Source organism: Aquiflexum sp. (assembly GCF_977115555.1).
This window is the reverse complement of the sequence record NZ_CDSBKL010000004.1, coordinates 22,247-33,475: the sequence shown is the minus strand read 5'-3', so window position 1 is coordinate 33,475 and position 11,229 is coordinate 22,247. Positions and strand designations below refer to the sequence as shown.

Genomic DNA, 11,229 nt, shown 5'->3' with positions numbered 1-11,229 from the left:
ACCGGTGCTTTTGGAAAATGGGGACTGGGTTTTATCGGAACTTCTGGTGATCCAAACAACCAGGGTTTTGATCAGTTTTACGGATATAATTGCCAACGGTATGCACATCGGTATTATCCGGAATACCTATGGAACAACAATCAAAAGGTGATGCTAGAAGGGAATGACTGGACCAACAAAACAACCTATGCGCCAGAACTCATCCATCAAGAATCCTTGAAATTTATCGAAATCAATAAAGAAAAGCCGTTTTTCATGTTTGTACCTATGGTTACACCCCATGCAGAATTGGCGGCTTCAGACACTGTTTTATTGCGAAAATACCGGGAGATGTTTGGGGAAGAAAAACCATATAATGCTCCAAAAGGACATGACTATGGTCCTGATATCATTATTCCCGGATACCAATCTGTGGAGTATCCAAGGGCAACGTATGCTGCAATGGTGGAGCAACTCGACAGGCAGGTCGGCGAGATCGTTTCAAAACTTGAGGAACTTGGTCTAACGGAAAACACTATCATCATTTTTGCATCTGATAATGGGCCACATCAGGAAGGAGGCAATGATCCTGACTTTTTCCAAAGCAATGCGGGAAAAAGAGGATATAAGAGAGACCTTTATGAAGGAGGGATCAAGACTTCGCTGATTGTCAAATGGCCGGGACAGACCAAGCCCGGGACACAGACTGAGCATGTTTCAGCATTTTGGGATTTCTTGCCGACTTTGGCAGAGATAGTAGGAGAGAAAATTGAAGGAGAAATTGATGGGATCTCATTGGTTCCAACCTTGAAAGGAGAATCAGGTCAAAAACAACATGATTATCTCTATTGGGAATTTGTAGAATTGGGAGGAAGACAGGCAATTCGCAAAGGAGATTGGAAGGCAGTAAGACTTAATGTCAAAAAAGATAAAAATGCTCCGATTGAATTGTACAACCTTAAAAATGATCCTTCAGAATCCATCGATGTCTCTGCCGAAAATCCTGATTTGGTCAATGAAATGGCAAGACTTTTTATGGAGGCACGCACCACCAATCCTGTCTTTAAACTGTTTGAATAAAAAAAACCTCCGGGTTAACCGGAGGTTTTGATTGTTTTTACTTTAAATGAGTACAGTCAAAGAAAGCAATTAACCTATTGTAATTCTCTTGAAAGCTGAAACGGTCAAACCTTTGCTTACACCGTCAAGGTATTGTGCGATGGTCTTGGAGTTATCTTTTACAAAAGCTTGGCTCAGCAAAGTGTTTTCCTTGTAGAATTTCTGCAATTTACCCAAAGCGATTTTTTCCAACATCTCTTCAGGCTTGCCTTCTTGTCTTGCTTGGTCTTTGCCGATTTCGATTTCTCTTTCGACGGTAGAAGCATCCACTCCGTCCTTGTCTACCGCTACAGGGTTCATAGCCGCAATCTGCATGGCAACGTCTTTTCCTGCTTCCTCTACATCAGATCCTTTGGTATTGACCAAGGAAACCAACACGCCCAATTTACCATTGGAGTGGATGTAAGGAACTACAGTTTCGCCTTTGATGACTTCATAATGGGAGATTTCGATTTTCTCACCGATTTTTCCTGTCATTTCAATGATCTTGTCCTGAACAGTGATTGATTCATATGGGAGTGCAAGGATTGCTTCAGTTGTAGCTGCATTATTGCTTGTAGCAATTGCCAATAATTCGTTTGCGAAGCTTACGAATCCTTCGTTTTTGGCTACAAAGTCAGTTTCGCAAGTCAATGAAAGTAAAGTACCGACAGTACCGTCAGCGCTTACGTGAGTGACGATGGTACCTTCTTTGGTTTCTCTGTCAGCTCTGGAAGCTGAAACTTTCTGACCTTTCTTTCTAAGGATGTCGATTGCTTTCTCAAAATCACCTTCAGCTTCGGTAAGGGCTTTTTTGCAGTCCATCATACCGGCACCTGTCATTTGTCTCAGTTTGTTTACTTCTTGTGCAGTAATAGCCATTGTTATTGTCTTTTGTTTTTTTTAGAAATTCATATTAAACAAAAAATTGAACACAGGGCGAGACCTTATGTTCAATTTTTGTAATCAGTATATCAAAGTGGATTACTCTTGTGTCTCAGCGTCGACAGCTTTTTTTGCCTCTTCCTCTTCGGTAAGTTTGGCATCTTCCTTGTCTCTTTTCCTCTCGGAAAGACCTTCTTCGATAGCTGTACCAAACGCTTTGATCAACAAAGAGATGGATTTGTATGCATCGTCATTGGCAGGGATTGGAAACTCCACCTCATTCGGGTTAGAGTTGGTATCTACCAATGCGAATACAGGGATACCAAGCTTTTGTGCTTCTGCGATCGCAATGTGTTCTCTTTTGATGTCAACTATGAAAAGAGCTGCAGGAAGTCTTGTAAGGTCAGCTATACCTCCCAAAACACTTTCCATTTTCTCTCTTTGTCTTGTGATCATCAAACGCTCTTTTTTAGCAAGGTTGGTGTAAGCGTCTTCCTTCATCATTTTGTCGATGGTAGACATTTTTTTCAACGACTTGCGGATAGTAGCAAAGTTGGTAAGCATACCACCTAACCATCTTTCAGTTACGAAAGGCATGTTAAGTCTTTTTGCTTCTTCCGCCACCAAGTCTTTCGCCTGCTTTTTGGTAGCGACGAACATTACTTTTTTTCCTGAGCGTACGATCTGCTTGATTGCGTTGGATGCTTCTTCGAGGCAAACAAGCGTTTTGTTTAGGTCAATGATATGGATACCGTTCTTCTCCATGAAGATATACGGGGCCATTCTTGGATCCCACTTTCTCGTCAAGTGTCCAAAGTGAACACCAGCATCCAGTAAGTCTTTATATTCTATTTGTGCCATTAATAAATATAGTTACGATATAAAATTCAAAGAATTCCTGATTAACGTTTGGAGAACTGGAATCTCCTTCTTGCTTTTCTACGTCCCGGCTTCTTACGCTCGACCATTCTTGGATCTCTGGTAAGGAATCCTTCTTTTTTCAAAGCAGATCTGTGTTCAGCATCGAATTCGCAAAGCGCTCTGGATATTGCCATCCTAGCCGCTTCAGCTTGTCCTGTGATACCGCCACCGTCCAGATTGATTTTGATATCATAAGAACCTTCAACACCTACTAGTGCCAATGGTTGCTTTACAATGATCTGGTGTAGTTCGAAAGGGAAATAAGTTTCGATCGTTCTGTCGTTTACAGAGATCTCTCCTTTGCCCGGTTGCATGTAGATTCTGGCGACTGATGTCTTCCTTCTACCTATTGTATTGATGATTTCCATGTATCCTGGGATTAGAATTTGAGTTCTTTTGGTTGCTGTGCAGCATGAGGATGCTCAGGACCATTGTAAACAAACAGATTTCTGTACAATTGGCTTCCAAGTCTGGTCTTTGGAAGCATACCTCTGACAGCTTTTTCTACAAGGATTGAAGAAGACTTAGCCTTCAGCAATTTTGGTGTAGAAATACGCTGCCCACCTGGGTAGCCTGTATGGCGAACATAGACTTTTTCGTCCATTTTTCTGCCGGTCAGCCTTACCTTGTCTGCATTGATGACAATCACGTTGTCTCCGCAGTCTACATGAGGGGTGTAGTAAGGCTTGTGCTTACCCCTCAAAATTTTTGCAACCTCACTCGCAAATCTACCTAATACTGCAGCCTGGGCATCCACTACCACCCAGTTCTTCTCTACAGTAGCAGCATTCGCTGATTTGGTCTTGTAGCTTAATGTATCCACTGTGTAAATGTTTAATTATTAGCTTGTTAAATATACTTCACCCTCAAAAAGGGACACAAAGATAGAAGTAATTTCTTTTTATTGCAAAAGAATCAAATTTATTGCCCACATTTTCTTTGAGTTAGCCATTTTTCTCTAGTTGTTTGACCAATACATCAAAGTCTTTTGGGTAAGGTGCGACTACTTCAATCCTTTCTTCTTTGGTTCCTTTGAACCCGATCGAATAGGCATGGAGCGATACCCGCTGCATAATCGGCAATTCATCTGTGCCCTTTTTCAGATTGAATCTTCGCTTAAGTGCAGAAAGATAAACCGGCTTTCCCCCATAAGTGTCATCACCACATATCGGGGATCTCAGATAGGCAAGGTGAATTCTGATTTGATGAAGTCTTCCGGTAATCGGCTTACATTCGATCAAGGAATGGGCATAATAAGTTTTGATTGTATTGAAAATGGTCTGGGCTGGTTTGCCGTCCTTGGTCAATTTTGCAATGCCCTTATTGTTAGCGTGGATTTTCTTGTCCACCAATACCTCTTTGTATTCGTGAATGCCTTCCACCACAGCATGGTAGACTTTATTTACTTTCCTGTCTTCAAACTGGATCGCAATATTCCGGTAAGCTTCGGGATTTTTGGCAATGACCAAGCAACCTGAGGTTTCCTTGTCGAGTCTGTGGCATACCTGTGCATCCGGGATATACTGTTTGGCAAGGTCAAGGATGTTTTGTGCCTCGTGCCTATCGTCCAATGTAGACAAATAGGGAAGTTTATTGATGACAAGGTAATCCTCGCTTTCAAACAGAATAAGGTCCTTAAAATCAATTTTTTTCATGCTTATCTTCTCCTAACAGGGGCGCAAAATTAGAGAATTAATATCAGTGCAAAAAATTTTGTCAGAATATTGTTGACAGACTTCACCAAAGTGATTCTTGATTTAATTTAGAAATACAATATTTTCTAATCTGATTCAGCTTAATATACTTCGGTGAATATATTCTAAGATCTAATAACTTTACAATCTGAATTCTTCCTATTGAAATTATCATGGATACAACTTTTCAAAATCTCCACCTCCGTACGGTCAATGTCATGCGCTATGTGATGCCGCTGCGTGAAGGAGGTTCCTTGCCTGCCTTGGCGGAAGCTGACGATGGGTTTGATTATGTTCTCAAGTTCCGTGGCGCAGGTCAGCGGGAAAAGGCACTGATTTCAGAATTGTTGGGAGGGGAAATCGCAAGGATGCTTGGGCTGAAAGTTCCTGAATTGGTGTTTGCGTACCTCGATGAAGCATTTGGTAGGTCAGAAGGAGATGAGGAAATCCAGGATTTGCTCAAAGGAAGTCAGGGGTTGAACCTTGGCTTGCACTTTTTATCAAAAGCACTCACCTTCGACCCTGGAGCTACCAAAGTCGATGGCTTTCTTGCATCAAAGATTGTATGGCTCGACGCTTTGATTACCAATGTGGACCGGACTTTTCGCAATTCCAATATGCTGATCTGGAAGCGTGAACTTTGGTTGATAGACCATGGCGCGGCATTTTTGTTCCACCATTCCTGGGACAATTGGGAAAGACATGCATCAGGACCTTTTACTTCCATCAAAGACCATGTCCTTTTGCCTTACGCGGATAAGTTGGAGGAAGTCAATGAGGAATTCAAAGAAAAATTAAAGAGGGACCGGATAATTAGTTTGATTGAAACCATACCCGATGAATGGCTTTTAGCTTCGAGGGATGTGGAAACGGCTGAAGAAGCAAGGTTGGTTTATGGGAAATTCCTATCTCTCAGATTGGAACATTCAGATGTATTTGTAAAAGAAGCGCAAGATGCAAGGCAGACACTTATATGAATATGCAGTCATCCGTGTAGTTCCACGGGTGGAGCGTGAGGAATTTGTCAATGTTGGTGTGATTCTATGTTCTAAGAAAGAAAAATTTCTTGAGAGCAAGATACATTTGGATGAAAGAAAGCTTTTGGCTTTGGATCCAGAAGTGGATTTGGCTTTACTACAAGATTATCTAAACTCATTTACCAAAATCTGTGAGGGGAAAAAATCATCAAGCCCTATAGCAGGGATGGATCCTGCTTCAAGGTTCAGATGGCTTACTGCGCAAAGAAGCTCAATGATTCAGACTTCACGCCCGCACGGAGGGCTTACTGAAGATTTGAAAAAAACATTGGATGAACTTTTTGCTCAATTTGTAGTCTGACCTAGATTGGGCCATTTCAGACAAACAATGAATTTAGAGTTTTAAGAACAGTCTTTTCAGGGGACTTTTCCAAAGGCAGTTCAAAGCTGAAGATAGAACCTTTGCCCAAAGTACTGCTTACAGATATTTTGCTTTTGTGCCCTTCCAAAATATGCTTGACAATGGCAAGTCCTAGGCCGGTGCCACCTCTTTCTCTGGACCTGCTTTTTTCTACCCTGTAAAACCTTTCAAAAATACGCTTTAGGTCCTCTGCAGGAATTCCTTTTCCATTGTCTTTGACTTCTACAGTGACCTGGTTTTTGTGGGTTTTGAGATGTACTTCCACCTCGCCTCCGTCATTGTTATATTTGAGAGCATTGGAAATCAGGTTTTGACAGACTCTAAAAATTTTATCTTTATCCGCAACAGTATTGAAGCTTTTTTCTTTATCATAAAAGAAACGGATCAGCATGTCCCGTTTGGCAGCTTTATGCTCCAGATCCTCGATGACTTCATGGATCAAGTCTTTCAAGTCAAAAGTTTCAAAATGGAATTTGACCACACCGCTTTCCATTTGGTTGAGCGTGAGGAGATCCTGAACTAGTTTGTCCAAAGCATTGAGGCTTTTTGCGGCACGTTTGAGAAATTTCAGCCTGACAGACTTGTCATCCACTGCGCCATCAAGCAATGTATGGATATATCCTTGTGCCGCAAAAATCGGGGTTTTCAATTCATGAGAAATGTCTGCAATAAACTCCCTACGGAACTCGGCGTTTTTTTGCAAGGCCTCGATTTCCTTGTTTTTGGTCTGTGCATAGACGTTGATTGAGGAGTTGATTCTTCTCAAAGGAGAAATCGAAAGTTTGTCTGACTTTTCAGGAATGTTGGAATAGTCTTTTTTTTGGATTTTTTCCAAGACATTGTAGATGTCACTGATCTCTTTGAAAACCAAAAACTCAAGGGCTATGCTCGTCAAAATGTAGGAGACGGATAAAGAAATACCACCCGCAACAATCAGTAGTTTTGGGGTGGCTTCATCCAATAACAATAAAAATGCAACTGTCAGGGCAGAGATAGCCAAGGCCAAAATCAATGAAATACCCCTCGATGTGGTAAGCATATTTAATTCAATTCGAATTTATAACCTACTCCTTTCACAGTAGTAATGTAATCCTCTCCAATTTTTTCACGGACTTTTCTGATGTGTACGTCGACAGTTCTTGCCAATACAAAAACATCTGTACCCCAGATATTCTGCAATAAATCATCTCTGCTAAAAACTATATTAGGGTTTTTGGCCAGAAAATACAACAGTTCAAACTCTTTTTTGGGAAGGGTGATGGTTTTGCCGTTTTTATCAATGGTATAACTCGTGCGGTCAATGATAAGGTCTTTGATTTTGATCTGTGCGACTTCATTTTCTTTTTTGGCCTCACGTCTGAAAAGTGCCGCAATTCTACTCATTAAAGCCCTCGGTTTTATTGGCTTGGTGATGTAATCATCTGCCCCGACATCAAAGGCAGCTACTTCAGAATACTCTTCCGATCTTGCTGTCAGAAAAATGATAAATGTTCCTTTAAGTTCAGGGATTTCCCGGATTTGCCTGCAGGTTTCCACGCCATCCTGATTGGGCATCATAATATCCAAAAGGATGACGTCAGGTAGAAATTTAGATGCGATTTTCACAGCTTTGATCCCGTCTTCTGCGCATTCAACCTCATATCCTTCCTTTTTAAGGTTATATTTTAGAATATCAATGATATCAGGTTCGTCATCAACTACCAGAATTTTGATCTTTTGTTTGTCACCCATTGGAAAATAAAGTATTAATTTTGCACTAATGTGATGCTAATTTATAAAAAGACACCACAAAAAAATGATTTAATAATGTCAAAGGCATCAAATACAACATAAAATTTTTTTACTCGCCCTGAATATTAATCAAATGTTAACTGACTGTAAATTAATTATTACGCAAATTTTTGGCTTCCATGATTTCCATATCCAAGGACCCGATCATTAGCTTTGCCTTTATTCTAAGTGGGATTTTATTTTTGTCATTAGATACCCATACAGAGATAGGATGGTCTCCTCTAAACAATTTGTTTTTGGGAATGACAGGTACCAATACATAGGATTCAAACTTCCCAATACTTGTTTCTATCCATTCCTTTTTCTTGTATATTAATTTTACGTTATATGTTTCTTTGTCAAAAAATCCTGTCAGATGGATGGTGTCCCCGGGCTTGAATTTCTTAAAATCAAGAGTTCTTAAAAAATAAAAGCCACTGACGATATCCTGTACTTGAGGCGGTATTGGATAATCTTTTGTATCAATTACATTTAGGTTGTCTCTGTCGTATAATTTTACATGTGCATTTTTCTTTTTATGATCAAAAGCCACCTGTTCATGTTTTCGGTAGCGTCCTTCTTCTATATGCCTGTATGAATGATGGGGGATTATTTTTGTGGTATCGAGATAGCTGCCCCAATTGTCCTTCACATAAAATAGTTTGAAAACACCGAGTGTCTGTCCAAAGACATCAATTTTGTAGCTGGGGATACCGTTGATGGAAGAAACTTCCGGATTGACTACCATTTTGGCTTCCGCAGCGTCGAAAAAACCAAAACTGACTTTAAAAAGCAGTTCTTCACCTTTTTGAAAAGCAGTGTTTTTCTGTGAAAAACCAGAATGCCATCCCCACAGAAAAAGTATTGTGACAATTACTGACTTTTTGAACTGTTTTTTCATTAATTTTTCTGTTCTACCAAGAGGTTTTCAATTCTTATTTCAATATTAGCGATATATTTAATATTACGGATTTTTGGTGCCGCAAAGTATAAATACGTAATCCTTTTTGGAAGTGTTCGGGCTCCAATTATCAATTAATAATTTAACAAATTCAAATCAAAGTTTTGATAATATTCACTTATGAGCGTAAACACTGAGAAATTAAAAGCACTTCAGCTGACCATTGACAAGCTGGAAAAGACATACGGAAAAGGTACCGTCATGAAGCTGAGTGACAATAAGGTTCAGGACATTCCTGCCATTTCAACAGGATCTTTGGGCTTGGACATGGCATTGGGTATCGGGGGGATTCCGCGTGGAAGGGTGACAGAAATATACGGACCGGAGTCTTCCGGGAAAACAACCTTGACATTACATTGTATTGCGGAAGCCCAAAAGGCCGGAGGACTTGCAGCTTTCATCGACGCAGAGCATGCTTTTGATAAAAGCTATGCAGAAAAGCTAGGGATTGATACTGAAAATCTATTGATTTCGCAACCGGATAATGGAGAACAGGCTTTGGAAATAGCGGAGCATCTGATCAGGTCTGGCGCGATCGACATTATTGTAATTGACTCGGTGGCAGCCTTGGTACCAAAGGGAGAATTAGAGGGAGAAATGGGTGACAGCAAGATGGGACTTCAGGCAAGATTGATGTCACAGGCGCTAAGAAAATTGACAGGTGCAATCAATAAAACCGGCTGTGCCTGTATTTTCATCAACCAATTGAGGGATAAAATCGGTGTGATGTTTGGAAATCCTGAGACCACCACAGGGGGTAATGCTCTGAAATTCTATGCTTCGGTAAGGCTAGATATCAGAAGGATCGGACAGATCAAAGAAGGTGCTGACAATATTTTGGGTAATAGGACTAAGGTAAAAGTCGTAAAAAACAAAGTTGCCCCACCATTCAAAGTAGTAGAATTTGACATCATGTATGGACAGGGTATTTCCAAAGTCGGGGAAATCATTGACATTGGCGTGGAATTTGAAATTATCAAGAAAGCAGGTTCATGGTTCTCCTATGAGGGGAACAAATTGGGACAGGGAAGAGATTCGGTTAAAGCGATTTTGCTGGACAATCCTGAGCTGATGGAAGAACTCGAAAATAAAATAAAAGAAAAAGCGGGATTGGGAGCTGTCTCTCTTAAAGAGGAAAAAGGTGAAGAATAAGAGAAAACCCAAAAAGTAATTTCGTTTCAAATAAAAAAATACCCCCATAAAATCAAAAGTTTTTTATGGGGGTATTTTTTTTAGCTATATATTTTAAGCAGCCCTGATAGCTTCCACAGGATCTAGCCTTGCAGCAAGAGTCGCAGGAACTATTCCTGAAACAATTCCAATAATCGAAGAAATACCCAATCCGAGAACAATATTTTTGAATGACAACACTAGTTCCAACGTCCCTAATTGGATAAATGTCATGCCATATACAATAATTATCCCAGCCATACCTCCGATCAGGCTCAGAAAAATCGCCTCAAACAGAAACTGAAACAGAATGAAATAATTTTTGGCGCCAAGGGATTTTTGGATACCGATGATATTGGTTCTTTCTTTTACAGATACAAACATGATATTGGCGATGCCAAATCCACCAACCAGGATCGAAAAACCACCAATAACCCAACCGGCTCCGCTGATGACGTCAAAGATGGATCCAATTGTATTCATGATAAATTCCGATTTGTTGAGGGAGAAATTGTCTTCTTCTGTAGGTTTCAATCCCCTTTTGGCCCTCAAAGATCCAATGATTTCATTTTCCAAAGCCACCATGCCTATGTCACTATCCATTCCTTTGACAGCAATACTTGGCTCGATTCCGTTTTTTCCTACAAAAAACAATTTTGTGAAACTACCATAAGGAATCATGACAGCCTCATCTTTGGAAGCTATTTCAAATAATCCTTCTCCTTCCTCTTCGAAAACCCCAATAACAACAAATTTCCCACCTTTGATTTTAATTTCTTTTCCCAAAGGATCTGTATTTGGAAATAGCGTATTCGCCACCTTTATTCCGACGATCGCAATGTTTTTAGCGGCATTTATTTCAGATTCAGTAAAAAATCTCCCTGATTGTACAGGAACATCGTATACGTCCTTATAGGTATACGATACCCCACTCAGGTTGGTACCTTTGTAAGAATTACTCCCAAATTGTACAGTGGTATTAGCTCCGGCTGAAAAGGAAACAGCCTCGGCATTTCTTAGTTTTTCTTTAAGAAATACGTATTCCGAATAGGTACTGTAAGGTCTCCTGAAGTATTTCCACCAAGGATAGTCCGGCCCTCCTACAAACTGGAATCTGTTAATTGTAACCACATTGCTTCCTAAAAAGCTAAAACTTGATTTGATGTTTTTTTCAAGGGAATCCACCAAAGTAAATACAGCGATGATCGCGAAAATCCCCACTGTTACTCCCAATAGAGAAAGAATGGTTCTTGTCAAGTTGGATTTGAGTGCCTGCATTGCAAACCTCAAGCTTTCCCAGGTTAATTTTAGAAATATCACGTCTAAGAAGTTGTTTTAAAAGTAATTGGCAAT

General features: G+C 40.2%; 13 protein-coding genes. 4 read left to right on the top strand and 9 right to left on the bottom strand.

The window, feature by feature from the left end; all coding sequences use genetic code 11:
• Positions 1–1,059 (top strand): sulfatase-like hydrolase/transferase (locus tag ACZFYI_RS00690; RefSeq protein ID WP_462522195.1); only part of this gene is annotated, 1,059 nt, incomplete at its 5' end.
• Between the two features lie 69 nt (positions 1,060–1,128).
• Here ACZFYI_RS00690 and tsf read toward each other — a convergent pair.
• The 5 genes from tsf to ACZFYI_RS00665 all read right to left on the bottom strand — a co-directional run bounded on the left by tsf (position 1,129) and on the right by ACZFYI_RS00665 (position 4,538).
• On the bottom strand, positions 1,129–1,959 hold the full coding sequence (tsf, locus tag ACZFYI_RS00685; RefSeq protein WP_462522194.1) for a translation elongation factor Ts: 831 nt from the start codon (positions 1,957–1,959) through the stop codon (positions 1,129–1,131).
• A gap of 102 nt (positions 1,960–2,061) precedes the next feature.
• On the bottom strand, positions 2,062–2,823 hold the full coding sequence (rpsB, locus tag ACZFYI_RS00680) for a 30S ribosomal protein S2 (RefSeq protein ID WP_462522193.1): 762 nt from the start codon (positions 2,821–2,823) through the stop codon (positions 2,062–2,064).
• Between the two features lie 41 nt (positions 2,824–2,864).
• Complete coding sequence (rpsI, locus tag ACZFYI_RS00675) at positions 2,865–3,251, bottom strand: 30S ribosomal protein S9 (RefSeq protein WP_462522192.1); 387 nt, start codon at positions 3,249–3,251, stop codon at positions 2,865–2,867.
• An 11-nt stretch (positions 3,252–3,262) separates the two neighbouring features.
• Entirely contained in the window at positions 3,263–3,706 is a 444-nt protein-coding gene (rplM, locus tag ACZFYI_RS00670) for a 50S ribosomal protein L13 (RefSeq protein WP_113925655.1), read from the bottom strand.
• A 121-nt stretch (positions 3,707–3,827) separates the two neighbouring features.
• Positions 3,828–4,538: an RluA family pseudouridine synthase gene (locus tag ACZFYI_RS00665; protein WP_462522191.1), complete on the bottom strand. Its 711-nt coding sequence runs from the start codon at positions 4,536–4,538 to the stop codon at positions 3,828–3,830.
• 212 nt (positions 4,539–4,750) lie between these two features.
• Between ACZFYI_RS00665 and ACZFYI_RS00660 the strand changes: the two genes are divergently transcribed.
• Both ACZFYI_RS00660 and ACZFYI_RS00655 read left to right on the top strand, forming a co-directional pair.
• Positions 4,751–5,554 carry a HipA family kinase gene (locus ACZFYI_RS00660; RefSeq protein ID WP_462522190.1) on the top strand — a complete coding sequence of 268 codons (804 nt, stop codon included), beginning with the start codon at positions 4,751–4,753 and terminating at the stop codon, positions 5,552–5,554.
• On the top strand, positions 5,532–5,915 hold the full coding sequence (locus ACZFYI_RS00655) for a DUF3037 domain-containing protein (RefSeq protein WP_462522189.1): 384 nt from the start codon (positions 5,532–5,534) through the stop codon (positions 5,913–5,915). Before ACZFYI_RS00660 ends, ACZFYI_RS00655 begins: the two co-directional genes overlap by 23 nt.
• Positions 5,916–5,931: 16 nt before the next feature.
• Here the strand turns inward: ACZFYI_RS00655 and ACZFYI_RS00650 are convergent, their stop codons facing one another.
• The 3 genes from ACZFYI_RS00650 to ACZFYI_RS00640 form a co-directional block, all read right to left on the bottom strand.
• The gene (locus ACZFYI_RS00650) at positions 5,932–7,014 is read right to left on the bottom strand and encodes a sensor histidine kinase (protein WP_462522188.1); all 1,083 of its coding nucleotides are present in this window, start codon (positions 7,012–7,014) and stop codon (positions 5,932–5,934) included.
• A gap of 2 nt (positions 7,015–7,016) precedes the next feature.
• Positions 7,017–7,706 (bottom strand): response regulator transcription factor, encoded by a 690-nt coding sequence (locus ACZFYI_RS00645; RefSeq protein ID WP_462522187.1) that lies wholly within the window; start codon positions 7,704–7,706, stop codon positions 7,017–7,019.
• Positions 7,707–7,857: 151 nt separating this feature from the next.
• Positions 7,858–8,646 carry a DUF3108 domain-containing protein gene (locus ACZFYI_RS00640; RefSeq protein ID WP_462522186.1) on the bottom strand — a complete coding sequence of 263 codons (789 nt, stop codon included), beginning with the start codon at positions 8,644–8,646 and terminating at the stop codon, positions 7,858–7,860.
• 180 nt (positions 8,647–8,826) lie between these two features.
• Here ACZFYI_RS00640 and recA point away from each other — a divergent pair, with 180 nt between their 5' ends.
• Positions 8,827–9,858, top strand: a complete 1,032-nt coding sequence (recA, locus tag ACZFYI_RS00635; protein ID WP_462522185.1) for a recombinase RecA — start codon at positions 8,827–8,829, stop codon at positions 9,856–9,858.
• 93 nt (positions 9,859–9,951) lie between these two features.
• Here the strand turns inward: recA and ACZFYI_RS00630 are convergent, their stop codons facing one another.
• A complete protein-coding gene (locus tag ACZFYI_RS00630) occupies positions 9,952–11,196 on the bottom strand; it encodes an ABC transporter permease (protein ID WP_462522184.1) in 1,245 nt (414 codons plus the stop codon).
• Positions 11,197–11,229 lie beyond the last annotated feature (33 nt).